We start from the raw sequence: 25,752 nt of genomic DNA on the forward strand, positions 1-25,752 counted from the left end.
TCAGAATTCGAGCAGGATCTTCATGGCCTGGCGCCGGTCAGAAGCGAGATCGAAAGCCGCGCTGGCCTGATCGAGCGCGAAACGATGGGTCACCAGCGCCGAAAGATCGGCCTTGCCGCTATCGATCAGGGTGACCGCCAGCGCAAATTCCTCCTTGAAACGAAACGAGCCTGTCCATGTCAGCTCGCCTGTGACGATACGGCTTTGAGGCAGGGTCACATCGTCCCCCAGACCAAGCTGGACGATCGTCCCGCAGGGCTGCATCAGCGCCAGTCCACTGCGCAGGGCCTGCTCGTTGCCCGAACACTCGATCAACACATCGATCGACCCGGCCAGTTCAGTGAGCGCCTGCGGGGCAACGCGCCCGTTGATGACCCGATCCGCGCCTAGTTGCCGGACCACTGCAAGCGGCTCGTCCAGAATATCCGTCACGATCACCTCGCACGCGCCATTCAGCCGTGCAGCGAGCGCCACGAGTGCGCCTATGGGCCCCGCCCCGGTGACGAGGACGCGTTTGCCCATCAACGCTCCCGCGCGGCTGACGGCGTGCAGCGCCACAGCAAAGGGCTCGGACAGGGCGAGTTCGGCCGGGGTTCTATGTTCCGCCCTGACGCATTGCCGCGCCTTGCAGACCAGATCCCGACGGAAGGCCCCGTCAATATGCGGGTTGCGCATCGCACTGCCGTAGAAACGCATATCCGTGCAGTGGTTGCTGCGCCCGGCGAGACATTGGCGACAATGCTGACAGGGCAGCCCCGGATTGACAGCGACGAGATCCCCAATCTCAAGCCCTGTGACATCCGGTGCCTTGTCCGCAATACGTCCGGCGATTTCATGGCCGAGGATCATGGGATGTTTCAATCTGACGGCGCCAAAACCGCCATGGTGATAATAATGCAGATCCGACCCGCAAATGCCTCCTGCCTCGACGCGCACAAGCACCTCACCCTGTGTCAGTGACGGGACAGGACGGGTTTCGACCTGAAGTTCATGCGGGGCATGGATGACGAGGGCCTCGGTCATGGGAAGATCCTTTGCAATCGAAAGTCAGAGGGTGGGAATTTTCAGGTGGAAGGCGCTGCTGCCTCGGGCACTGCAATCCGCTCGACCGGTCCCATGAGGAACAGATAGGACAGGGCGCCCACGATGCAGAGCAACCCTGCAATGCCGAGCGGCAGGACGAACGATCCATGGGTCAGGGTCAGCATTGCCCCTGTGAACGTGCTGATGCCGATTCCTGCCAGATTGGCTGCACCATTCTGCAAGGCACCGATTAAAGCGACATTGGACGCCGAAGGAGCGACCTCGCCGGGCAGAGTCCAGATATTGGCCGCTGTGAAGGCAAGCGCTGCATAGGATATCCCCATCAGCACGAGAGCAGTGAAGGAACTCGCAACCAGAGGTGCGAACGCAATGACACAGGAGACAAGCATGCCCCCCACCAGGCAGGTCTTGCGCGCGCGTGTGGCGCTCCACCCACGGCGGAGCAGGGCATCGGACACCGCACCGCCGATCCATCCGAAGGGAATGGCGAAAAGCGCGGGAAAGAGCCCGTAAAGCCGTACATCCTCAAGCGTGAAGTGCCGCGCCTTGATGAGAAAGGTAGGGAACCAGGTAATGAAGAAATAGATCGCGAAATTGAGGCAGAAGAAACCGATCATCATGCCCCATATCGTGCGCTGACGCAGGAGAAACCCGAGCGAAACTGCGGAAGAGGGTCCCTTGGCGCCACCGCCTTGCTCCTGTTCCAGAAGCGCGACCTGGGCCGGTGTAACACGAGCATGGTCCTTCGGATCGCGATACAGGACCAGCCAGACAGCGACCCAGACGAAACCGAGCAGCCCCGTCCAGATGAAGGACTGGCGCCAGCCGACAACGGCGACGAGCCACGCGACCAGAGGCAGCGCCAGCGCCGACCCCACCCGGGACCCACTATCGAAGATGCTGCTGGCAAATCCTCTCTCGCGGCGCGGGAACCAGTTGAACACCACCTTGGCAAAACCGGGCAACGCGCCTGCCTCTCCCACACCCAACATCAGCCGGGCCGCCAGCAGGCTCGGCAACCCGGTGATAAAGGCGCTCGCGGCCGTAAAGACCGACCACCAGAGCACGGAGCCCGCGAGACAACGCCGCACGCCGAAGCGATCGATCATCCATCCGACCGGCACCTGCATGAGCGCGTAGGTCCAGAAGAATGCGCTCAACCCCAGCCCGATCTCAAAGGAAGAAAGATGCAGTTCGGCCTCGATCTTCGGTACGGCAATGGCGAGATTGGATCGGTCCAGAAAATTGATGATGTTGGCGACGAAGCAGAGCGCAATCATCTGCCAGCGCAGAGGACTCATGGGCGGCATTCCCCCAAGCGGGAGGCCCCTCCTCAAGCCTGCGCCATTCAGCATGAATGGCGAATACCAGACGAGGGAGGACCCGCCCCGATGGATCTTGATCTGCGGGTGAGCCTAGAGGAACATTACCGCCCCGTCATCTTTCGAGATGTCACGGCTGCGTGACCCCGCCCAGATCACGCGTGCGGTCAATTCGAATAGCCAGCTGACGGCATACTCGTCTGCTCACCTCTGGGGAGACCTGCCGTCATCCTCCTCCAGTGGAAAGTCGCGCACTGGGATACGGCGCGCTGCCCCCTTGATCGACGCAAGCAGACAATCCCGCAGAAACCATTCCGGTCTCACTCAAAGCTGGCGGACACCGTCGCTATGGCCGTGAAGCCGCTGCCGACAGCATAATTCGGCTGCGATCCGACCAGGGTCTTGCCCCCCAGCCCCTTGATTTTGGTGGCCGCCGTCGGGGTGAAGCCCGTCACGGAGGAAAGATAATGCACGTCACCCAGATTCATCAGGCTGAGCATCGCCTTGGGCCTGACCCTGCCAAAGCGCGGCAGATAACGGCCGATCGATGCATCGGCGGTGAAGTAGGCCGGAATGCCCTGATCATTCATGAGCGTCGAATATTGCGAGTCAGAATAGCGGAAATTGAAATTACCGAATGTCGTACCGTCATCGAAAGTCAGACCGAGCGATCCCAGAAACTTGGGTGATGCGACTTCCTGCTTGCCCTTCGTGGGAAGCACATCGCCCATATAGGCGACGTTATTCCCAATGCTCGTATGCATGTACTGCCCGGAGGCATAGCCGCTGAAATGGTGCCATGGACGGGTAGAAAGTTCCGCCTGCACACCCATCGCGGATTCCCCTCCTGCATCAATCGGCTGGGAGGTCAGGATGCTGGTGCCCGGAATATAGGAAACCGAACTGATCTGGTGATGGGTCAGATTGTAATTGAAGCCCGACACCGTCAGCATGACCGGCCCATAATGGCGAAAGCCTATCTCCTCGCCGATCATGTATTCCGGCGTGAAATTGGCCAAAGGCTGCGTGACCGGCACGGGCGTAGTGAAGGTGTAGACCGGCACCTGCGCCTGGAAGGAAGAGGGCGCGCGATAACCCGTCGTCCCATTCACGTAGACCTGATTATCCGGGTCGATCTGATAGCTGATCAGAAGCTGGGGCGCCGGAATGAACATGTTCTTCACAGATTTATACGGCGTCGACCCCGGCAGATCCTCGGTGAACTGACGCGAAATCATGTTCGCCCGCAATCCGGCATCGATGGTCAGGCGATCATGAAAAAGCTTAATCTGATCCTCGAGCCCGAGTGCGTTGAGCTGCTGAAACCCATTGATGTCATATTGGGTGATCGGCTTGCCGCCTACGGTCAGGTAGCCGTTATTCTGCGTATATTGTCCGAGTGCATTGACCGGATAGTGGTTCTGATACTCGGTATGCACGGCATAGGAATACCAGTACGATAATTTCAAGGTATTGATACCGCGCTTCCATGCCGCGATCATGTTCAGACCGCTGGATGTCTGCACCCAGGGATGGATCGAAATCGCCGTGACAGAACCTGCTTGCGGGGTATACCCGTCCAGGACAGCGTATTTCTGTGTGCCGCGATACCCGTTGGTGATCGGAATATTGGCCCCGTAATTATTGGGCCCGTAGGTTTCCACCGCATAGGGCTGCGCATCGAGTGACCATCCGCTGCCAAGGTCGAAATGGTTCTTGATCGTACCGACCACGGCGTTGGTCGCCTTGGTGTTGAGCTTGTAGTACAGCGTGTCGCCCGGTGTGTACTGGCCGTGGGTATTATAGCTGGTGCCATACTGGTGCCATTGCGCCAGACTGGGGTAGAGCCACTCAGTCTGGTTCGCATAATTATAGCCAAAGATGAGCTCGGAACTGCTTCTGGCGGTCCAGTGCTTCATGAGCGCCGCATCAAGATGCCAGCGATAAAGGCTTCCCGGCCCGCGCCAGAGATTACCGCTAGAATAGGAGCCGGAGACGAATCCCGTTACCCCGCTATGGCCAAGTTCTCCGGTATCGACGCGTACGAACTCCTTGTTGGTGCTGTGCGTGCCACCCGAACCTTCGGCATAGAGCGCGAAATGCTCCCCCGGGTGACGCAGGCTCATGGTCATCTGGGCACCATCAGCATTATAGGTGGGCGCCGTCAGATCCGAAGAGCCCTGGCTCACGGCCACATTCGCCAGATCCTCATTATCCACCATCGCCGAGGTATAGGCGCTGTAGGTGAACGGATCGGCCAGAGGCATGCCTTCATAGATCATGCCGATCTGCGTCTGGTCCAGACCACGAATATGCACGGTTTCCGAGCTTGTGCTAAGCGGCCCCTCGTTATTCCCCTGGACACCAGGCAGGCTCGATACGAGCACTCCGGGATTCACCAGAGGCGATTGCTTGGCGATATATTCCTGCGTCACCATCGAGACAGACCGTGCCACGGTCTGCCGCGCCATCAGCCCGCCCCCGAGAACGGCACGGTGGCCCGAGACACTCACATTCTCGTCTTTCCCCGCGACGGCTCCTGCGTGGGGTCGCGGTTTTTTCCTGGCTCCCGATTGAAGTGCGCCTCCCGCTCGAGGCGCATTCGTGCTCGCTGCGTTGTGGGGGTGGGGACGATGAGAAGCGGCCGCAAGCCCGGGTGAAATGGCAATGGCGCTGACAAGCGCGCTACAGGCGAGAAGGAGCGCCGAGCGAGAGGAAATATGACGCAGCATGACCCTGATCCGACTGGTTGGCCGCATGCGTGTCGTTACGCATCCGATATCGGCGCGCACTCTGTCGGAGGGGTTTCATTGTATCAAACTATAGTTTTATGACACATTCAGGTCTTATTCGTTAATATTGCATCGTCATGAAATAATATTGACAATTATATTGCCGGTATAGCCCCACCCAGGGGGCGGGGCGACAGAGAGGCCGGTACCCGGCCCCGTTATCAGTTGCAGGTATGCAGGACCGATTTGGCGCTCGTGACCTGATAGGACGATGCCGTGGGATCATTCGGGCAAGCCGCATGATCGATGCCATTGCAGGCCGTCAGGACAAGGGCACCTGTAAGAATTGCGATGATTTTAGCCATGGTCGATCCGTTCAGTGTTACAGACCATCAACGCATCAGCCGGGGGATCGTGTCAATCTGGCCTCTCGCACAGGCAAATCAATCCCTGGCGAGCGCGCCCGCTTCCTGCCCCGTGGCTCGAGCGAGGGCACCGCGGACCAGAAGTTCCGGCCTGATACCGGCGCAACTCAATCGGCCCCCGGTGAACAAACCCGTCGCTCCCGTGATACCCGGAGCAGAGAGCGGCAGACCGCGCAGGCTGCGCACCGCGAGAAAGGCAAAGCACTCTGCTTCGACCATATCGCCATCCCATCCCAACGCCTCGACCGGCTTCACAGCACCGGGCACAGCATGGGCAAGAGCCGTCATCAGCGCTGGATTGTGACGCCCGCCGCCACACACAAACCAGGCCCGTGGTGGCTCCGGAAGCTGCGTCTGCGCAATCGCCTTCACCGTGAAAGCCACAAGCGTTGCCGCACCGTCCTCCGGGGAAAGCAGGGATATCCTGTCAAGCGACCCAGCAAATTCCTGACGGTCGAGCGATTTCGGCGGCAGGCGTGAGAAGAAGGGATGATCGAGCAGGACGCTGAGTACTCTCTCATCGAGTTTTCCCGCGCGGGCCAGCGCCCCGTCGCGATCGCAGGCAATCCCGGTATGCCGAAACGCCCAGTCATCAAGCAGGGCATTTCCCGGCCCGGTGTCACCGGCCAGTATGGCCCCATCACGTCCAACAAAGGTGATGTTCGCCACGCCGCCGATATTGAGGATGGCGACCGGTCCTGCCTCCCCAGCCAGACAGGCGGCATGATACCAGGGCGCTAATGGCGCACCCTCCCCCCCATGAGCCACATCGTCACGCCTGAAATCATGGATGACCGGCAAACCGGTTTCGCGCGACAGGAGGGATGCATCGCCGATCTGCCAGGTCCTGCCCCGGTCTGGTGCGTGATAGAGAGTCTGGCCATGAAACCCGATCAGATCGGCCTCACCCTCGCGTGTGAGGATCTGGCGCACTGCCTCGACATGCAGGGCTGTCAGTTCCTGCTCGGCCGCGAGAAGATCGGGCTCATCGCCTCTCAGCGTTGCAGCCCGGTCGAACAGGGCATAGACGTCGCGGCGCAGCGATGCCGGATAAGGCAGGCTCAGCGAGGCGCCACGCCGCAGGACCTCGACCCCGTCTGTCTCGATCAGGGCGGCATCCACGCCATCGAGCGACGTGCCGCTCATCATGCCGATGGTACGATAAACGAAGCCGCTCACCCGATACCCCCGGCAGTGCGGGATTTCAGAACGATGTGAAGATCGCCCCGGGCGGCCTCAAGCGCCTGTTCGGCCTGGTCGAGGCTCATGCCGTGACGCAGCAGGACGGCGCGTTTGACGTTGCCTCCTGCCTGCTTCAGGGCGGCGCCAATTTCCTCATCGCTGCCCCCGGCCAGACGGCGCACCATGCCAATCGCCCGCCGCGCCAGCTTGGCATTGGTGACGCGCATATCGACCATCAGCCCCTGATACACATGCCCCAACCGAATCATCAGCGTGGTCGAGAGCAGATTAAGAGCCGCCTTCTGCGCCGTGCCCGCCTTGAGTCGCGTCGAACCTGCAACCGCCTCAGACCCGGTCGGGAGGGTGATCCCGCATTCTGCCTCGCGCAGAAGACGGGCCTCGGGGACGCAACTGATCCCGATTGTCAGTGCTCCCGCTGCGCGACCGGCACTCAGGGCAGCGCAAGTATAAGGAGTATTGCCACTCGCCGCGATGCCGAAGACAACATCATGGGGTCCGACATGATGAGCCGCCATTTCAGCCCGGGCCGTTGCCTCGTCGTCTTCCGCGCCTTCGGCTGCCTGTGAAACGGCGCCGCTCCCCCCTGCGAGGAGCATCACCAGACGTTCCGCGGGCCAGCCATAGGTGGGGGTGAGTTCCACGCCGTCCTGCATGCCTACACGTCCTGCCGTTCCGGCACCGACATAAAACAGCCGCCCCCCGTCGCGCAGTCTGGGAAGCGCAGCCTCTACGGCAACTTCCAGAGACGGCACAGCCGCGCGCACCAGGGCGGTTGCCGCCATTTGGGCCTCAGCCAGAGCATCGAGAATGGTTGCGGTCGGCCATAGCTCGATCGACGCATAGCGCGGATCGGGATGCTCGGTCTGAAGAACAGGGGACGTTTCAGTCACGGCGCGACTCCGGGCGGGATGAGGGTTGGGATATGAGGTGGGCTGTGCCCGGCGCCTGGGTGATCAGTCGGGCAAGCCCGGCAGCGCCAAGATGGATGAGGATACCCAGAGGCACCAGCCATGAAAAGGCAATAGCCGGGCCGCCAAGCTGCCCGACGATCAATACCAGAGCCATGACGCCGAGCGAGACGACAAATCCCGTCATGACCGCACGCGTTCCCAGCCCGGGCAGAAAGAGCGCCGAGAGAAACGCCCCGAGCGTCGGGCCATATGACCAACCGGCCACGGTCAGCCCCAGGATCACGGCAGATTTGCTGCCCATGGTGAACAATGCCGCACCCAGCAGAAGGACCCCGCCCCAGAAGAGGGTCATGAAGCGTGGGGCTGACAGCGGGCCGGGTCGATATCCCAGCGCCCTCATGCCGCGCTCGACCAGTTCTCTGGGTACCGCACCGAAATCCGTCAGGCTGGCGCCCGCCATGGCGTTGAGCGTTGAGGAGAGCGAGCCCATTGTGGCGCTCAACACGCCGGCAATCAGAAGACCGGCAATCCCGGCAGGCAGGCTCTCGATCATGAAATGCGGGAAGAGCGCATCGGGCGACGCAAGACCCTGCGCGGCAAGACTTTGTCCGGCCCGGGAAACCCAGAGCTGCACACCAAGCAGCGAAAGCAACCCGAACAACACGGCCACCACGACAGCACTGCCAATCAGAGCCATACGCGCGGCGGTCAGACTGCGCGCGGCAAGCACGCGCTGCACCATGAGCTGGTCGGTTCCGTGGGAGGCGAGAGAGAGGATTGCCCCGCCGATCAGTGCTGCGCCCATCGTGAAAGGATCGCTCAGCCAGTTAGCCGATGTGGTGGGGTGGAAAAGGCGCAGCAGCCCTGCCTGCGCCGCGCCATGCCATCCCGCGCCGGTCAGTGTCGGGGCCAGAAATGCCACGCAGAAAACCGCACCGAAACCGTAAACGCCAAGCTGTATTGCGTCAGACCATACAACAGCCCGTAATCCGCCAAGAGTGGTGTAAGCAAGGGTGAAGACAAGAATCATCCCAAGCACTGTCCAGCGCCCCAGCGGCAGACCGGACTGCGCCAGCAGCCAGACAATGGGCAAGGCCCCGGCGAGCAACCGGATACTCTCGGCAAGGAACCTCGTGATCAGGAAAGCCCCCGAAGCCAGCCTCTGCATGGGCGCGCCATAGCGCGCGCCGAGCAACGCATAGGCGCTGGTCATGGTGCCTGACGCGTATCGTGGCAAAAACCAGAGTGCGACCGCGCTGCGGCCTATGGCATATCCACCTGCCACACCGAGAAAGACCAGCCCTTGCGTGTAACCGATACCGGGGATGCTGATGAAAGTCAGGGTCGAGGTTTCAGTCGCGACCAGCGACAGGCACAAGGCCCACCAGGGCAGATCGTGATGCGCAGACAGAAAATCGCTCGCTGAACTGCCCGGGGCACGGCTGACGCGCCAGATCAGCAGGGACAACCCCATGAAATAGAGCAGGATGACTAGACTATCGAGCGGATGCATGGCGTGTGACCCGGAGAAAACGAGGCGCTGTAAGGGCCATGATGCCACGCTACCGCTTCAGCGCAAGACGCCTCCCGCGCCCGCTCTCATTTCTCGAGGGAAACGATCATGTCAACGGGCTTTTTCAGATCGACCGACGAAGCCCATAAGGTGGTGTTTCGCGGATCGGTCACATCGATGATCAGTTCTTTCCTCAGACCCAAGGACCGTTCGTCCCGCCATAACTTTGAGCCAATGGCCTCTGATCGTTTCCTCCTCATCGACGAGAGGAGAATGAAATTCTGCCACGAAGACGTGGCCGCGACGCGCGGGCATTCAGAAACCGGCCTGCCGCCTGACGATGTCGGCCTGGGTCCAGACTGACGGACCCGCGGTAATTCGCTTGACATCGCGCAGGCCACCCTAGCCCACAGCAGCGTGATGAGAGTGCCCGATGCCTGAAATCGCCCCCGACACAGATTGAGTAGAGGAGGTTTTCCGGCAGCATAAAACGCCTTGATGCGTCTTCGAGGCTTTGCACCATCATGCCGTCCACCTGATGGCGAGCCCAAGGCACAAACCTGGACACCTGGACGAAGGACATGTGTTGCCGAGCCGTCGGCTCATGCACGGGCCCGCCCGTTCCCTACAGATGCGCCCTTCCCGGCCAGCTCATCATCGCTCCGGGCCTAACAGACGGGACCGCCCTGCAGCTTCTCTCGAAGCGCCATGCCTATGACGTTGTATCTGCCCGGGATGCCCGGCTGTGAACGTTCCGAGTGTGGAGAATGATATCATATGGCTTATCCGCCCCCCTGTCCGATGAATTGAGAAATCCATCAGAGAATGGTCTGCACAGAGAGGGGAAAAGGATTGAATACCGACCATCCTGTCTTCTGGACAAGACGCTCGAGCGCCAACGTGCCGAGCAGCGAATTACCCTGGCTGTTCAGACCCGGCGACCAGACCGCCACCGAGGCCAGACCCGGCGCAATCGCCAGAATACCGCCGCCCACGCCCGACTTGCCCGGCAGACCGACGCGTATGGCAAAGGCGCCTGAACCATCATAATGGCCGCACATCATCATCAGCGCCATGATCGTGCGGGCATCGGGTACGCTTGTGATCATGCGACCGGAACGCAGATCGACGCCACCCGTCATGAGATAGCCGCCAATCCCGGCCAGCTGACGACAGGACATGGTGAGCGCACATTGATGGAAATAGAGATCGAGCGTGTCCTCGATCGGATTTCTGATATTGCCGAAGGTCCGCATGTAATTGGCAAGGGCGGCGTTGCGAAACCCTGTATCGCGCTCCTGGGCTGCCATGTTCTCATCAATATGCAGCCCCTCCGGATTGCCCGATTGCGAGAGGGCAAAATCGAGTAGCGCCTGACGCGCACCGAGCCGCCCCAGACGCGAAACCAGAATATCGGAAATGACGATAGCCCCGGCATTGATGAACGGGTTACGCGGAATGCCATGCTCGCTCTCGAGCTGGACGATGGAGTTGAACGCGCTGCCCGATGGCTCCTGACGCACCCGGCTCCATAATTCACTTCCCTCCAGAGTGAGTGCCAGGGTCAGGCCGAACACCTTGGACAGGCTCTGGATCGAGAAGGCTTCGTCGGCATCGCCCGCCACATAGGCCTGCCCGCTCGCATCGATCACAGCCATGCCGAATTTGCCCGGATCGACACAGGCGAGCGGCGGGATGTAATCCGCCACATGACCACGTTCGGTGATCCTCTGCATTTCATGCACGATTTCGGCAATGATGCTGTCGAGATCGGCCATCGCCTTGTTCTCCCATGCTGCAATGCTGCTCAAGCCCCGAGGAAAGCAGCGAGTCAGATTGACCGATACCGGGCCCGGTCTACGACGCCCCATGACATGCCGCGCGCTGGCACACAATCTCGGGCACTGGCATGCCATGAAGCCCTGAGAGAGTCATCGACCGGACGATCGATCCTGACGGGTCATGTTTGCGCTATCACACCAGGGGCCACAGCGGTTGAGATCGGGCCGCTAATCTGCGATGAACCTTTCATGACGGATGACAAGACAGGATCAGACGGGAAAGCCCAGCCCCAACCGGGCCCGGGCGACATAACCCTGCCCGATATCGACATGCAGTCGGAGGGGTTCCGCCTCAACCGCGAAGCCCGTCGCAACGCGCTGATCGAGGATTACGTCGAGTTGATCGCCGATCTTCTGGCCGAAGGATACGAGGCCCGTCAGGTCGATATTGCAACCCGTCTTGGCGTCTCGCAGCCGACCGTCGCCAAAATGCTCACCCGGCTTTCAACTGAGGGCTATGTGCATCGCCGACCCTATCGAGGCGTGTTCCTGACCGAGAAGGGGCAGGAAGTCGCCAATCAGGCGAAAAATCGTCACCAGATCGTCGAGAGTTTCCTGCGTGCCCTCGGGATCAGTGAAGAGACAGTGCGTGTCGATGCAGAAGGTATCGAGCACTATGTGAGTGACGAGACGCTGGATGCGTTCGATCGCGCTCTCGCAGCAGGGCTGACCGACCTCCTCAAACCGAACAACTGATCGCGAACTGCTCGATTATTTGGACATGATGGGAGCCTCGTAGCGCGCCGCTCCGCAAAGCGATGCCCCATGATGGAGCAGGGTGTAAAGCCGCCCTGCCAGCCAGGCAAAGCGATCGACACGACGGGTCAGGTCGATGCCCTCATGAAACTGCAAGCCCGGCACCTCCCTGGTCAGATCGCCCGGTGATCGCATGGCCCATGCGAAATTGGCCCCGGTCTGGCGGACACTGGGATTACTCTGAGAATGACGCATGGCAAACGGGGACACATAATCGAGGACCACGCAAAGCCTCGAGTCATGGTCATGGGCGTAGGAAACGAGAGCTCTTAGCAGCGCGATGATTTTCCGGGGCTCGAGATACATGAAGACCCCTTCGGCGAAAAAGATGACAGGGCGCCCGGTTTCGTCCGGTAGATCTGCCATCCACGTCGTCAGGTCTGTCGCGTCACTGACAAGTTCGAGGCCACCGCTCGTCTGAAGGGCCACACGGCGGCGCAAGGCATGAATTTCAGGAAGCTCCACATCCACCCAACGGCAGCGACCGGCATTGTGCAATCGGGGGCGCCTGATATCGAGGCCAGAGCCGAAACTGATGCAGAGAGAGTTTGGGAAACGGTCGAGCCAGGCGGCAATCTGCTGGTCGAACCAGAGCGCGCGCAGGATGGTACCCCTCATCGATTTGCGATCTGCACGGAAACGCGCCGGATCGAAATCGAAACTCATGGCGATGGCCTCGGCGTTTGGGTCGCGAAAACCGAGATCGGGGTTATCACGCGGCGCAAGAACGCGCGCGGCCAGAGTGATGAGCATGGTCTCCGGAACACCGGTGAGACGGCGTATCACCGGGTCAGTCTCTCTGGCCGCCATGATGCGATACCCTCCTCAGGGGGCGAGCTGCGAAGCAGCGTGGTAATGTGCAATTCATTATTATTATCGTTTTTACCTTGTCTGCACAGGCTGATCGTGCTCGTTTGAGGCAGGCTGGGCAATCTAGCGCCGCCCTGCTTACCCCGCCTCCCCACGCTTTCTCCCTTCCTCGCCTCCCGCGACTCTGAGCACGCTCAACTTCTGCCTCAAGAGGACGTTATCGGTCCGCAATCCTGCACGCCGAAGAATATAGTATATTGCATATCTCTAAGCATTAGGTTTGAGTATCACCTTATGTCCAGCCTGCCCCCTGCCCACCGAGCCCCTACCGAGGGGGCGCCCACCGAGCCTGCGCGAACCGGGCGAAGGCGACTGCTTCGCCACGTCGATGAGGCAGGTTCCGGCACGCGCAGCTTGCCGGAGGTTTTTTCCTCCGTGCGGGTCGCGCCGGACCATGCCAGGTGGTTCCAGCGCTTTCTCGCTTACGTCGGGCCGGGCTACATGGTGGCCGTCGGGTATATGGACCCCGGAAACTGGGCGACGGATCTGCAAGGCGGCGCGCAGTTCGGCTACACGCTGCTTTCTGTCATCATGATCTCGAACCTCATGGCGATCCTGCTTCAGGCCCTTGCGGCGCGTCTGGGCATTGTCACCGGCCGTGATCTGGCCCAGGCCTGTCGCGATCATTTCCCGCCTGCGGTCACGCTGATGCTCTGGCTGACCTGCGAGATCGCCATCATTGCCTGCGATCTGGCGGAGGTAATCGGCACGGCCGTGGCGCTTCAGCTTCTGTTTCACATACCGCTCCTTTTCGGGGCGCTGATCTCGGCCTTCGATGCGCTCATCGTGCTTTTTCTGATGAACCGGGGATTTCGGTATCTGGAAGCCTTCATTATCGCGCTGCTGACCATTATCGCGTTCTGCTTCTCCGTGCAGCTTGTGGCGGCGGCTCCGCCTTTCGGCGCCATGATGGCGGGATTCCTGCCACGCCCCGAAATCGTGACCAATCCGGCAATGCTCTACATCGCCATCGGCATCATTGGCGCGACCGTGATGCCGCATAATCTGTATCTGCATTCGTCCATCGTGCAGACACGGGCCTATCCGCGCACGGAACCCGGCAAACGAGAAGCCCTGCGCTGGGCGACATTGGACAGCACGATCGCCCTCATGCTTGCCCTGTTCATCAATGCCGCGATTCTGATTGTATCGGCCGCGGCGTTTCACAACACGGGTCATCAGGACGTTGCCGAGATCGAGGACGCCTATCGTCTCCTGTCACCCATTCTGGGCATGGGGATCGCCTCGACGCTTTTTGCCGTGGCCCTTCTGGCGGCCGGGACAAACTCCACCGTGACCGGAACGCTGGCCGGGCAGATCGTCATGGAGGGCTTCCTGCATCTGACGCTACCGCATTGGGCAAGGCGCCTGATCACCCGCGGTCTGGCGATCCTGCCGGTCGTGGTTGTGACGGCCCTTTATGGCGATCATGGGGTGGGGACATTACTGATCTTCAGTCAGGTCGTGCTCTCTCTGCAGCTCCCTTTTGCTGTCATTCCGCTGGTCATGTTCGTTGCCGATCGACGCAAGATGGGGAGCTTCACCGTTCCCCCTGCGATGAAAGCGCTCTCCTGGAGCGTGGCGGGGATTATCCTGATGCTCAATTTCAAGCTGCTCTATGACACGATCATGAGTTGAGCCCCCGCATGCGGCATCAACCCACGCCAAACGACCGGCTGGCGGCCAGGAGAGCACGCATAAGCCAGCGCTGACCGTCCAATCACGTGTTGGCGGGCCAGCTTCACGGTGCTGTCAGCGCTGACGAAAGGGACGGGTTACTGCCCGTCCGACTGCCTACAGAGCCCGGGCTCGCGCCCTTTCTTCCATGTTCTTCACCCCTCTCGTAGAAGGTTCAGACCCCGCGATGCCAACATTCAGAAGTCAATATAGCAATTGCTATGATGATAAGTATTTGAGAATTAGTGCAGCATTTACTCACTCGCTCTTTGCGTGTCGAAGCGCGCCGCTCATTGCCCTTACTTTCGCCTGCCTACTGCTCGCCGGTACGGCGCATGCCGCATCCGCCCCAGAACAGGCCCCAACCTCCGCCTATCCTGCGCGTACCGGGCAACCGAAGACTCATCGTAGAATGGTCGAAGCGACAACGCCCCACCTGCCCGCCACGCCCCCCGCACATAATAAAGCCAGCACACCCGGCACTCCGCCACCGAGCCTTGTGCGCCTGCCGCGCAAACAGGCCGGGACAATCGCCGAGACGATCAACGTCACCGCCCATATGGATCAAAGGCGCGGACGCATCGCGCCGGGGCTTGGTGCGGTATCCTACGGGATCGACCAGCGTCAGATCGAGGTGACACCCGGGGGGGAGAATGCCGCCTTCAGTCAGATCCTGCTCCGCCTGCCTGGCGTTGTGATGGACAGTTACGGCGAGGTCCATGTCCGTGGCGAACATGGCGGGCTGACCTATCGCGTCAATGGCGTCCTTCTGCCTGAGGGACTCAATGGGTTCGGACAGGAGCTCGACAGTCGCATCATCCAGTCTGTCGATCTGCTCACGGGCACCCTGCCAGCCCAATTCGGGTTTCGTACGTCCGGCGTGATCGACGTGAAAACCAAGACTGGCGATACGCTCAGGAACAACCAGTTTTCGCTCTATGGCGGCAGCTACAACACGTTCATTCCGTCTCTTCAGCTCGGCGGGTCCAAGGGGCGCTGGGATTATTTCGTCACGGCGTCCTATAACCGTAACGATCTCGGGATAGAGAACCCCACCAATTCCTTCCGGGCCGTGCATGATTTCACGCAGCAGGAAAAAGGGTTCGGCTATCTCGCGTATCAGATCGACGACGAAAGCCGGATCAGCCTGCTGACCAGCGCCTCCTATGCCGATTTTCAGCTACCCAACACGACGGCTCTGCCAATCCTGTATCATTCATCCACTATCGCGCCGGATGATCCGAGTATCCAGTCCCGCCTCTTGCGTGACGGCCAGACCGAGCAGAATTACTACGCCGTACTCTCCTATCAGCGTAGCGGCGAAAAGCTCAACACGCAGGTTTCTCCCTATTTCCGGTACGGACGTATCGGGTACCGCAACGATCCGAACCGCGATCTCGCGTTCTCCGGCATTTCACAGCGCGAAGTGAACGACTTCACGACGGGCGGGCTCCAGATCGATAACTCATACGACATCGCCCCGCATCATGTGCTGCGTTTCGGGCTTCTCGGGCAATACACCTCCGAGAAACTCGATACCGATACGCTCGCCCTCCCGGTGGATGAGGCAGGTGCCCAGAGCTCGATCATCCCCCGGCGCATCATCGATCATGGAGGGAACTGGGCGGTCGAAGCCGGCGCCTATCTACAGGACGAATATCGCATCACGCCCAAACTGACCTTCAATTACGGGCTGCGCTATGACCGTTTTGCATCGTCCTTCCATCAGGAGGGGCAGTTGAGCCCACGCGCGAACATGGTCTGGAAGGCCAGCCCCTCCACGACGGTGCATTTCGGCTATTCGCGCTATTTTGCACCACCCTCACCGCAATATATTTCTGATGCCACGCTGCGCAAATTTGCGGGAACGACCAATGCGCCCGAAACCATGCTGAACACACCCACGCGCGTCGAGAAATCGCATTATGTCGATGTCGGGATCCTCCAGCATGTCACGCGTGACTATCAGGTCACGCTCGATGCCTTTGGCAAATGGGCACGCGATCAGGGCGATCTGGGACAATTCGGTCGCGCCGTCATTCTGGCGCCGTTCAGCTATCGCACGGGGCGTGTCTATGGCGCAGAAATCGGCAATGCGTGGCGCCATGGCGGCTGGTCGGTCTATGGCAATTTCTCGTTCGTGAAAACATGGGCGAAGGACATCAACTCGGCGCAGTACCAGTTCGAGGTTGCTGAGCTCGATTATGTGCGCCGCCATGGCATCCAGCTCGATCACCAGGGGGAATTCACCTCGTCCGCCGGCGTTTCCTACAGCAACAAGCATGACATGGCCTATCTCGATTTCCTCTATGGCTACGGGTTGCGCAGTGGCTTTGCCAATCTTGAGAAGCAACCCCCCTACGCCATATTCAATATCGGCTACGCGCATAGTTTCACGAAAGTCCCGTTTGGCCATTCGCTGAAATTACGGGCCGATGTGGTCAATCTGTTTGACCATCGCTACCAGATCCGTGACGGAAGCGGGGTAGGCGTGACACAGGCGCAATACGGCCAGAGGCGCGGCACCCTCTTCTCGATTGTGAGCAGCTTCTGACACGCTTCACGCAGATATGACGAGCCGGTTTCATCGCTGGCAGGATTCCTGCGTTTATGATGGGTAGCCGCCCCTTTCACCGGAGACCCGCCTCATGTCCGAACGCAAGACCGTCTACCGGCCCTATCATCATCCCGCCGGGGGCTGGGGGGCGGTCAAGGCCACGGCAAAGGCACTGCTCGAACAATCCGTCGTGACCAAGGGCTCCCGTGCACTTCTGGCCATGAACCAGCCGGGCGGCTTCAAATGCCCGAGTTGTGCCTTCCCGGACCCGACCCATCACAAAAAGATCGAATTCTGCGAGAATGGCGTGAAGGGCCTCGCGGTCGAGGCCACCAAGAGGCGCGTCACCCGGGAGTTCTTTGCCGAACACAGCGTGACGGCGCTTGCGGCCCAAAGCGATCACTGGCTGGAGGAGCAGGGCCGACTGACCGAGCCGATGCGCTACGATACGCAGACGGATCATTACGTTCCTTGCAGCTGGCAGGAAGCCTTCGCACTGATCGGTACCCATCTGCGCGGGCTCGACTCTCCCGATCAGGCCGAGTTCTATACATCGGGGCGGACCTCGAACGAAGCGGCTTTCCTGTATTCCGTCTTCGTGCGCGCCTATGGCACGAATAATTTTCCCGATTGCTCGAATATGTGTCACGAGCCGACCAGCCGCGGCCTGCCCGGTGCCATCGGCATCGGCAAGGGCACGGTGGTGATGGATGATTTCGATCACGCCGAAGCTATTTTCATCGTCGGACAGAATACGGGCACCAACTCACCCCGCATGATGGGGCTGCTGGCCCATGCCCGCAAGCGCAACGTGCCTATCGTCGTGGTCAATCCGATGCCTGAGCGCGCGCTCATCCGCTTCACCGAACCGCAGGACCCGGTGCAGATGGCAACGGGCGGCTCGACCGCCATCGCCACCGAGTTCGTCCATATCCGGATCGGTGGCGATCTTGCCTTCTTCAAGGGCATGATGAAATGCCTGTTCGAACGCGAGGCCAAGGGCGAAACCCTGCTGGATCACGATTTCATCGCAACGCACACCGAGGGATTTGCTGCGCTGCGCGATGAGGTGATGCGCCATGACTGGGCCGAAATCGAGCGCGTCTCGGGCATCGAGCGGGCGCAGATCGAGCGGGCCGCCGCCATCTACGCCCAGTCGCGCGCCACCATCATCTGCTTCGGGATGGGCATCACCCAGCATCAGCAGGGTGCTCGGATGATCCAGCAAATTGCCGCTTTCCTGATGCTGCGCGGCAATTTTGGCAAAAAGGGTGCAGGCATAGCGCCCATACGCGGGCATTCGAACGTGCAGGGCGACCGTACGGTGGGCATCGACGAGAAGCCGACCCAGGCCTATCTGGACCGGCTGCGCGACGTATTCGGTTTCGAACCCCCGCGCGCTCATGGCCACCACGCGGTGGACTCGGTCGAGGCCATGCTGGCCGGTACGGCGCGGGTCTTCATCGGCATGGGCGGCAATTTTGTCCATGCCATTCCTGATACGCCTCGTGGCTATGCGGCCATGCGCGGGCTGGATCTGACCGTAGGGATCGCGACGAAACTCAATCGCGGGCATATCGTCCATGGGCGCGACGCCCTGATCCTGCCGGTCATTGCGCGCTCCGAGATCGACCGTCAGGCCACGGGCGAGCAATTTGTGACTATCGAGGATGCGATGTCGAATGTCACTGCCTCGCGCGGTGTGCTCGAACCCGCGAGCCCGGACCTGCTCTCCGAAGTTGCCATCGTCTGCGGCATGGCGCAGGCAACCCTGCCCGACAGCCCCATCCCCTGGGCATTATACCCTACGGATTACAGTCTGATCAGGGACAAGATCGCGGCGGTGTATCCCGAGATCTATGCCGATTTCAATGCGCGCATCCGCAACAAACAGGGCTTCCATCTCGATATTCCGCCCCGCCGACGCGTGTGGAAAACCCCGACAGGCAAGGCACAGTTCCTGCTCTTCCCCGGTCTGGCCGTGGATGACAGCGTGGAGGATTTGGAGATGCTGCGTCTTTCCACCATACGCTCGCATGACCAGTTCAACACCACGATCTACAGCATGAATGACCGGTATCGCGGCATCTACAACACCCGCATGGTTGTGTTCATGAACGATGAGGACATGGAGGCTCGCGGCATTCAGCAGGAGATGGTTGTCAACCTCGAAACGCTTTCGACCGACGGCATCAGGCGCTGCGTGGAGAACCTGGTCGCTGTCGCCTATCCTATGCCCAGAGGGGCCATCGCAGGCTATTACCCGGAACTGAACCCGCTCCTGCCGCTGAACCATTTCGACGAGATCAGCGGCACGCCTGCTGCGAAATCGATTCCTGTGCGCGTGATCGTACCGGCAGGAAGACCATGACGATACGCCCGGACAGCCTCGCAGCTGCTCATGTGCTGCGTCACGCCATTGCCATCGGCCCGGATAGCGAACAAGAACGTATCGAGCTGGGCATTGCCGAAGAAATCCCGCTGACGCTCATCTTCAACGAATTTCATGTCCATGCCGTGATGATGGTCACGCCGCTCGATCTGCATGATTTCGTGACTGGCTTTGTCCTGACCGAGAAAATCATCGCCTGCGCGACCGATCTTGTTTCCTGCCATATCGAGCGGCACGAGGATCAGCTGACGGCGCATATTCGTATATCGGGCGCCGATTTCAGCCGGTTGATCCGGCGAGGACAGCGCCTTCTCACAGGGGGCAGCAGCTGCGGCCTGTGCGGTGTCACCTCACTGGAGGATATCGCGACGGTCACACCCAGTCTTCCTGCCTACAGCATCCCGGTTGCCGCCATCAGAAAGGCGCTCAATGCCTTACCGGCCCATCAGGTACTCAATCAGAAAGTCCATATGGTGCACGCGGCTGCCTGGGCAGCGCCTGACGGGGATATTCACTACGTGCGCGAAGATGTCGGCCGTCACAACGCGCTCGACAAGCTGGTTGGTATCTTGAGCCAGTCCCCGCGAGATCCCGGGCGGGGATTTTGCCTCCTGACCAGCCGATGCTCGTATGAAATGGTCGAAAAGGCCCTGACGATCGGAATCTCGACGCTCGTTGCTGTCTCCTCGCCGACCGATCGTGCCATCCAGATTGCACGCAAGGCCGACATGACGCTCATAGGCAATGCGCGATCCGACCGCATGGCAGTCTTTTGCGGCGCCCATCGCCTGATCAGACCTGAAACTGTCGAGATGATGACCACATGAATACAGAGGCTATTTCCCTTGCGGGCCCTCAGGATGCGGCAGCCCATGACACGCTTTTCCATTTCGAGCAGGATTTTGCCGGCAGTCTGCGCTGTATTCCCATGGCCGTACGTCTGAAGCTCGATTTATGCGGAATCAAGCTCACCCTGAGGCAGTGGAGCCAGCTTTCTCATGACGACAGGCAGTCCTTGCTTGGGGCTGTGTGTACAACCCCAGATGCGCGCCAGGATTATCATGACAGGCTTGTCGGGCTGATCAGCTTCAGATGCGACGAACCTGTCAGGAAACTTGTCGCGGACGAGACATATCTGTGGCGCGATCAAACGGTCATTCCCGAATGCATCGTCAGACAGGCCGATCAGGACGGCGTGGCTTCTCCGACGCCTGCTGCATGGCATGACCTTTCCCCACTAGAGCGCTTTGCCCTCGTCAAGCTGGCACGATCCAGTCATGAAAATGAGAATTTCGTCCCGGCGATGCGCGAATTCGGTCTGCTTCAGGATCAGAGCATCGACTGATCACCGGCTCGACCCATGACCCTGCGGGCATGGGCAAGGTCGTCAGCAGTGTTGATATTGAAAAACGGATCCCCGTCTATGCACTCGAACGAAACAGGGCGCATCGACAGACTCTCAGCCAGCGGCCACAGGGCCAGATCACGATGATTGCCGGAGTGAAGGGCCAGACGCATATGGGCCTCCGCCTCGGGCAAGGCAGCGACCTGCCATAATGCAATCAACGGATGTGTCCGTCCACGACTGGACGCGCATGACGGAGCAGGACCCAGACGGCGAACGAGGTCATATGGAAAAAATGGGGTGTCGCCGGGCAGCGTCAGAACGGTTGAGGCACCCTTCGCCCGCCCCCAGCGTAGAGCCGAGATCAGGCCCGATAATGGCCCTTTGTCCCGATTTTGGTCGACCAACAGGGGCAGATCGAGAGACCGGTATCCCTTCTGATCTTCACGTACCGAAAGGGCGACGTGGTCGATCTGTGGCCCAACTCTGCAGAGGATTTCGTCCAGTATGGTCCTCTTGCCCAGGGAGAGAAGCGGCTTGTCGCATCCACCAAGCCTCCTCCCTGCCCCGCCGGCAAGGATAACCGCTACGGTCATGGCCGCAATATGGTCAGCGCGGCCCGCCCGGAGGCATTCCGCGGTCCGGTACAGGGGGGAGTGGGCGTGGATGATGCCTATGCCAGTGTCTCGGCGGTGGCGGGGGTGGCGGCGGTGGCTGGACATGAACCGGCCTGAATGGCGGGGGCGCTTCACCCCGGTTATAATAGGGCCCCTTGTAGTTGTTGTTCAGCTGCGAAGAATTGAGCTGATCGATCATGTTATTGCCGGTTCCGTCCGCATAGCGGGGCGAGTATGCCGGTCCCTGCTGAGCCATTGCCTGCACGGGAAGAACGAGGAACGTTGCCGCGAAAAAGGCCCCGAGGTGACGGTTCATGGCGTCTTTCCTTTTGTAACCAGTCCGTCAGAGACGGGCTTGCCACGCTGCCAGACCTGCGAAATCAGGTCGATATCAGATATGGTTCGATCAGGAACGCCGTCAATGACGAGAAGATCCGCCCGTTTGCCCGGGGCGATCACACCGCGATCTTTAAGGCCAAGAAGTCCCGCTGCTTTCTGGGTAGCCAGATTGATCGCTTCCAGTGGTGTAAGCCCTGCCTCGACCAGCAGGACAAGCTCGCGATGCTCGGCATATCCTGGCAGACGTAACGGGGTTGCACCTGAATCCGTCCCAAAACCGATCCTGACACCTGCCCGATACAGGGTGAGCAGATTGCGCTCATTCATGGCAAGCGCCTCATGAGCCGCGCGGCTGGCGGGCTTCTCCAGTGTTTCACGACGCCAGCTTTCCTGCCCTATCTTCTGCCGCAACGCCTGCGGCATGGCGTCACGCGCCAAAGGCTGGTCCAGCAACTCCGGATGCTCCGCAAAAAGATAGGTCGACTCATCGAGGGACAATGTCGGGATGTACCACGCCTGACGCGTCTTGAGCTGCGCAACAAGCGCCGGATCAACCGGCTTGTCCCGAACACCATGGGCAAGGATATCAGCGCCGTGCTGAAGGGCCTCATGAGCGAGGGCAAGATCGTGGATATGAACCGCCACCCGCAAATGGCGCTTATGCGCCTCGGCAATCGCGGCCTGCCACACAGGTGCACCGAGCAGAGGGAGGGGCGGTTTCGCGGGATTGGTCAGACGCAGATCATCGAGCCACAGCTTGACGAAATCGGTGCCCTCATCCGCCATGATGTCGACAGCCTGACGGGCAGCCTGTGACGTGGCAGGCCGGAAGATCTGATCCCGTCCCATGCCGTCGACCATGGCTTCCGGGGGCATTCCGCCCGGCGCGCCGATCCCCTGATCCACCCCGAACAGATCGGCCCCCGGATTGACACCCTGATGCTGCTCGCGACGCAGCTGATCGAAAAGGGGAGATTTGTTGAGGCCAAGCGAGGTCACGGTCAGCACGCCATAGCGCACATACTGATTGAGGGCGGCCAGAATGATGTCGCGCGTATAATTGCGCGAAGCGGTGCTCATGCCTTCCACCAGCCCGACATGATTATGATCGCTGACAAGCGCGGGCATGACCGTCTTGCCGTGAAGATCGATCACTGTCGCTCCGGGAGGCGGCGTCGTGCCGATCGAGACAATCTGCCCGTGATCGATAAGGATTGTCTCGTCCACTCGCGCCGGTGCGCCTGTTCCGTCGATGAGGCGCAGATGGGTCAGCGCAACGGGCTCGGCATGCGCCAGAGGGGCAAGGGTAACGCTGCAGAGCAGAGGCAGCACCATCAGCCGGGCTCTTTCAGTCAGTCGTCTCATGGGGCCAAAAACGTGCATGAATTCTCCTGTGGCCCTGCGTTCCGCCTCCCTGATCGTCGGCGGCGCCGTCGGCATGCAGTTCTGCCGACCGGGCCCGCTCAGGGATACGCGCTCACAACGTTATTGTTGCGCTCCGGATCCACCGCTCGACCGAGCGGTATCGCATCTGTGAAGGGAAGTTCCCGATGGGCGAGAAACGGATAGTCGCAACGACAGTTATGAAACTGTAAGACACAAACCCTTTGGCAAGAAACCGGAGGGATGACAGTAAAACAGGAGCATTACATGTCGTTAACCCCGCAGGTTGAATCCATTCTCGCCAATTACGAAGCAGATAATCCCGGCACGAAGGCCAATCTCGTCAGACTCATGAATACCGGTGTGCTCGCCGGGACAGGCAAGCTGGTCATTCTTCCGGTCGATCAGGGGTTCGAGCATGGTCCGGCCCGCTCCTTTGCCGCCAACCCGCCTGCCTATGACCCGCACTATCATTTCTCCCTCGCCATCGAGGCCGGGCTCAACGCCTTTGCGGCGCCTCTGGGCATGCTCGAGGCAGGCGCCTCCACCTTTGCGGGCCAAATCCCCCTGATCCTCAAGTGCAACAGCTCGAATTCTCTTGCCACCGAGAAGAATCAGGCTGTGACCGGCACCGTTGCCGATGCGCTCCGCCTCGGTTGTTCTGCAATCGGCTTCACCATCTATCCGGGCAGCGAATACTGTTTCGATCAGATGAACGAATTGCGCGAGCTCGCTCAGGAAGCCAAGGCAGCCGGTCTGGTCGTGATTGTCTGGAGCTATCCGCGCGGACCCATGCTCGACAAGGCCGGCGAAACGGCCATCGATATCTGCGCCTATGCGGCGCATATGGCAGCGGAATGCGGCGCCCATATCATCAAGGTCAAGCCGCCCACCGATGCGCTTTCCCTTCCCGCTGCAAAGGCGGTCTATCTGGAACAGAAAATCGATATCTCCACCATGGAAGCCCGTGTGCGCCATGTGGTCCAGTCGACCTTCGCCGGGCGTCGTATCGTGATCTTCTCCGGCGGCGAACACGAAAGCACCGAAGCCCTGCTCGACACCATTCGCGGCATCCATGCGGGTGGCGGTTACGGTTCGATCATCGGGCGCAACACATTCCAGCGCCCCAAGGCCGAAGCCCTGTCGCTGCTTGCCTCCATCACGGGCATCTTCAAGGGCTGATCCCTGGCATCACCGATGCTTCGGTCCGGGATGCATCATCCCGGGCCAGAGGCTTCAGCCCTGACCTGCAGCTTCGTAAGCGTCGATCACCAGATTGGCAGGACCGTCCATGCGGACGCGTCCTGCTTCCATCCATATGATGCGCGTGCACCATTCCCTCAGGATCGGGAGCGAGTGCGACGTCACCACCAGAATACGGACGCATTCGATCAGGCGTGTGAGGCGATCACGAGCCTTCTCCTGGAAGTGGCTGTCACCGGCCATGAACCATTCATCCATCAGCAGGATTTCCGGACGGGGCGAGGTGGTCAGGCCGAAACCGAGGCGGATCGCCATCCCGGAAGAATAATGACGCACCGGCAGGTCCATGAAGGCCCCGAGCTCCGCAAATGACTCGACTTCTTCCTCAAGCCGTTTCGTCGCCTTGTCCGAGAGCCCCAGAACCCGTGCATAAAGCCTGATATTTTCGCGCCCGGTCAGGTCGGTATTCATGCCGGCCTGCGGGCTGAGCAAAGCATGAACCTCGCCCTCTACCTGCATTGTGCCCAGCGACGATTCATAGATACCCGCCATGGCACGCAGCAGGGTGGATTTTCCGGCCCCGTTATGGCCGATCAGCCCCACGCGCTCACCTGAGACGATATCGAGAGAAAGCGTGTCGAGCGCCACGACGACGGTGGTATCGGACTGGCTGATGATGCTCCCGCCCACAGCCTGCCGGTCGCGCAGCTTCTGCCGGACGCCCTTGAACAGGCTTTTCTTGAAGGAGCGGGCGCTCCCATGAAACATGGGATAGATGAGCGAATAGTCGCGCAGGGTGATTGAAACCATCGTTCTCAGACCCAGAAAGCCAGCCGCGCACGCGTACGCAGGAAGGTCATGAAGGCGAGGCCACACCAGATCACGCTCAGCCCGACGGAGATGCCAATCATCGTCAGGCTCGGCAGATGCCCCAGGATCGGACCGCGGACCAGCTCCATCATGTCATAAAACGGATTGAGTAGCAGATAGCGGCTTCTTGCCCCGAGTTGCCCCGGCTGCCAGATGATCGGGGTCACATAAAACGCGATCTGCATGAAGGCAGCCACGACGGGCGTGATATCCCGGAACCGCGCGCAGAACGGGCCGAGCAGGAGGCAGGCCGCATATCCGTTCACGCACCAGAGCAACAATCCGGGCAGCGAGGCAAGGCTCACCAGCCCCGGCCAGACGCCGTAGAGAATGAAAACCCCGATCGGGACGATGATGCTGTGGGCGAACACAATGGCATTGCGTACCAGAAGCCGGATGGCCTGCAGCGTGTAGGGCAGCTTCATCGCATGGATCATCGAGTCGGCTTCGGTGAAGCAGGTGCAGGATTCCTGAAGCAGGCTCGCAAGGCCGACCTGCCAGAGCGCCAGAGAAAGCGACAGGAAAGGCAGATAATCCTTCAGCACCATGTGGAAGAGGCGTGCATAGATCACACCCATCGAGGCAACCATGACGAGGGCCGAGAGGGTGAGCCAGCAGGGCCCGAGTACCGAGCCGCGATAACGCAGACGGATATCGGTCCATCCCAGCATGGCTGCCAGACGCCAGCGGCGCAGACCTGACACGATATCGTCCCATGCGAGGGCGAGTGGACTCTGGCTCATGTCCCTCCG

The 25,752-nt window shown here is 60.3% G+C and carries 21 protein-coding genes and 1 pseudogene; 7 read left to right on the top strand and 15 right to left on the bottom strand.

The genetic code is table 11. The annotated features are described in order from the left end of the window. The 8 genes from AA0535_RS15450 to AA0535_RS15485 all read right to left on the bottom strand — a co-directional run bounded on the left by AA0535_RS15450 (position 1) and on the right by AA0535_RS15485 (position 10,928). Complete coding sequence (locus tag AA0535_RS15450; protein WP_264817570.1) at positions 1-1,023, bottom strand: L-idonate 5-dehydrogenase; 1,023 nt, start codon at positions 1,021-1,023, stop codon at positions 1-3. 41 nt (positions 1,024-1,064) lie between these two features. Beyond that, positions 1,065-2,345 (bottom strand): MFS transporter, encoded by a 1,281-nt coding sequence (locus AA0535_RS15455; protein ID WP_264817572.1) that lies wholly within the window; start codon positions 2,343-2,345, stop codon positions 1,065-1,067. Positions 2,346-2,686: 341 nt separating this feature from the next. Next, positions 2,687-5,098 carry a TonB-dependent receptor gene (locus AA0535_RS15460; protein WP_264817573.1) on the bottom strand — a complete coding sequence of 804 codons (2,412 nt, stop codon included), beginning with the start codon at positions 5,096-5,098 and terminating at the stop codon, positions 2,687-2,689. Positions 5,099-5,319: 221 nt separating this feature from the next. Continuing rightward, positions 5,320-5,463: a hypothetical protein gene (locus AA0535_RS15465; RefSeq protein WP_264817574.1), complete on the bottom strand. Its 144-nt coding sequence runs from the start codon at positions 5,461-5,463 to the stop codon at positions 5,320-5,322. Between the two features lie 78 nt (positions 5,464-5,541). Beyond that, positions 5,542-6,702: an anhydro-N-acetylmuramic acid kinase gene (locus AA0535_RS15470; RefSeq protein ID WP_264817575.1), complete on the bottom strand. Its 1,161-nt coding sequence runs from the start codon at positions 6,700-6,702 to the stop codon at positions 5,542-5,544. Further along, positions 6,699-7,616 carry an N-acetylmuramic acid 6-phosphate etherase gene (locus AA0535_RS15475; protein WP_264817576.1) on the bottom strand — a complete coding sequence of 306 codons (918 nt, stop codon included), beginning with the start codon at positions 7,614-7,616 and terminating at the stop codon, positions 6,699-6,701. The genes AA0535_RS15470 and AA0535_RS15475 overlap by 4 nt, the downstream gene beginning before the upstream one ends. Further along, positions 7,609-9,150: a sodium:solute symporter gene (locus AA0535_RS15480; protein WP_264817577.1), complete on the bottom strand. Its 1,542-nt coding sequence runs from the start codon at positions 9,148-9,150 to the stop codon at positions 7,609-7,611. Before AA0535_RS15480 ends, AA0535_RS15475 begins: the two co-directional genes overlap by 8 nt. Before the next feature lie 818 nt (positions 9,151-9,968). Then, positions 9,969-10,928 (bottom strand): glutaminase, encoded by a 960-nt coding sequence (locus AA0535_RS15485; RefSeq protein WP_264817579.1) that lies wholly within the window; start codon positions 10,926-10,928, stop codon positions 9,969-9,971. Positions 10,929-11,180: 252 nt separating this feature from the next. On the opposite strand from AA0535_RS15485, the gene mntR reads away from it, so the two are divergent. Next, positions 11,181-11,687, top strand: a complete 507-nt coding sequence (gene mntR / locus AA0535_RS15490) for a manganese-binding transcriptional regulator MntR (RefSeq protein WP_264817580.1) — start codon at positions 11,181-11,183, stop codon at positions 11,685-11,687. Between the two features lie 15 nt (positions 11,688-11,702). Here the strand turns inward: mntR and AA0535_RS15495 are convergent, their stop codons facing one another. Continuing rightward, positions 11,703-12,557 carry a class I SAM-dependent methyltransferase gene (locus tag AA0535_RS15495; protein WP_264817581.1) on the bottom strand — a complete coding sequence of 285 codons (855 nt, stop codon included), beginning with the start codon at positions 12,555-12,557 and terminating at the stop codon, positions 11,703-11,705. A 294-nt stretch (positions 12,558-12,851) separates the two neighbouring features. On the opposite strand from AA0535_RS15495, the gene AA0535_RS15500 reads away from it, so the two are divergent. From AA0535_RS15500 to AA0535_RS15520, 5 genes are all read left to right on the top strand, one after another. Continuing rightward, positions 12,852-14,255 carry an Nramp family divalent metal transporter gene (locus tag AA0535_RS15500; protein WP_373319357.1) on the top strand — a complete coding sequence of 468 codons (1,404 nt, stop codon included), beginning with the start codon at positions 12,852-12,854 and terminating at the stop codon, positions 14,253-14,255. Between the two features lie 451 nt (positions 14,256-14,706). Continuing rightward, positions 14,707-16,848 (top strand): TonB-dependent receptor, encoded by a 2,142-nt coding sequence (locus tag AA0535_RS15505; RefSeq protein ID WP_264817582.1) that lies wholly within the window; start codon positions 14,707-14,709, stop codon positions 16,846-16,848. Between the two features lie 94 nt (positions 16,849-16,942). After that, positions 16,943-19,222 (top strand): FdhF/YdeP family oxidoreductase, encoded by a 2,280-nt coding sequence (locus AA0535_RS15510; protein WP_264817583.1) that lies wholly within the window; start codon positions 16,943-16,945, stop codon positions 19,220-19,222. Next, on the top strand, positions 19,219-20,070 hold the full coding sequence (fdhD, locus tag AA0535_RS15515; RefSeq protein ID WP_264817584.1) for a formate dehydrogenase accessory sulfurtransferase FdhD: 852 nt from the start codon (positions 19,219-19,221) through the stop codon (positions 20,068-20,070). The genes AA0535_RS15510 and fdhD overlap by 4 nt, the downstream gene beginning before the upstream one ends. Further along, a complete protein-coding gene (locus AA0535_RS15520; protein WP_264817585.1) occupies positions 20,067-20,588 on the top strand; it encodes a nitrate reductase associated protein in 522 nt (173 codons plus the stop codon). Before fdhD ends, AA0535_RS15520 begins: the two co-directional genes overlap by 4 nt. Here AA0535_RS15520 and AA0535_RS15525 read toward each other — a convergent pair. The 4 genes and pseudogenes from AA0535_RS15525 to AA0535_RS15540 all read right to left on the bottom strand — a co-directional run bounded on the left by AA0535_RS15525 (position 20,573) and on the right by AA0535_RS15540 (position 22,927). Further along, the gene (locus AA0535_RS15525; protein ID WP_264817656.1) at positions 20,573-20,809 is read right to left on the bottom strand and encodes a glycosyltransferase family protein; all 237 of its coding nucleotides are present in this window, start codon (positions 20,807-20,809) and stop codon (positions 20,573-20,575) included. The two genes, AA0535_RS15520 and AA0535_RS15525, sit on opposite strands and share 16 nt — an antisense overlap. A 12-nt stretch (positions 20,810-20,821) precedes the next feature. Beyond that, positions 20,822-21,169, bottom strand: a pseudogene (locus AA0535_RS15530) (NTP transferase domain-containing protein); the annotation flags it as partial. Positions 21,170-21,197: 28 nt separating this feature from the next. Next, positions 21,198-21,521, bottom strand: a complete 324-nt coding sequence (locus tag AA0535_RS15535; protein ID WP_264817587.1) for a hypothetical protein — start codon at positions 21,519-21,521, stop codon at positions 21,198-21,200. Then, complete coding sequence (locus tag AA0535_RS15540) at positions 21,518-22,927, bottom strand: amidohydrolase family protein (RefSeq protein WP_306310239.1); 1,410 nt, start codon at positions 22,925-22,927, stop codon at positions 21,518-21,520. The genes AA0535_RS15535 and AA0535_RS15540 overlap by 4 nt, the downstream gene beginning before the upstream one ends. Before the next feature lie 267 nt (positions 22,928-23,194). On the opposite strand from AA0535_RS15540, the gene AA0535_RS15545 reads away from it, so the two are divergent. After that, complete coding sequence (locus AA0535_RS15545) at positions 23,195-24,109, top strand: class I fructose-bisphosphate aldolase (RefSeq protein ID WP_264817589.1); 915 nt, start codon at positions 23,195-23,197, stop codon at positions 24,107-24,109. Positions 24,110-24,163: 54 nt separating this feature from the next. Here AA0535_RS15545 and AA0535_RS15550 read toward each other — a convergent pair whose 3' ends face one another. Next, positions 24,164-24,940 (bottom strand): ABC transporter ATP-binding protein, encoded by a 777-nt coding sequence (locus tag AA0535_RS15550; RefSeq protein ID WP_264817590.1) that lies wholly within the window; start codon positions 24,938-24,940, stop codon positions 24,164-24,166. Positions 24,941-24,945: 5 nt separating this feature from the next. Beyond that, a complete protein-coding gene (locus tag AA0535_RS15555; RefSeq protein WP_264817592.1) occupies positions 24,946-25,743 on the bottom strand; it encodes an ABC transporter permease in 798 nt (265 codons plus the stop codon). Positions 25,744-25,752 lie beyond the last annotated feature (9 nt).

Source organism: Asaia krungthepensis NRIC 0535 (assembly GCF_025995175.1).
Classification (GTDB): domain Bacteria; phylum Pseudomonadota; class Alphaproteobacteria; order Acetobacterales; family Acetobacteraceae; genus Asaia; species Asaia krungthepensis.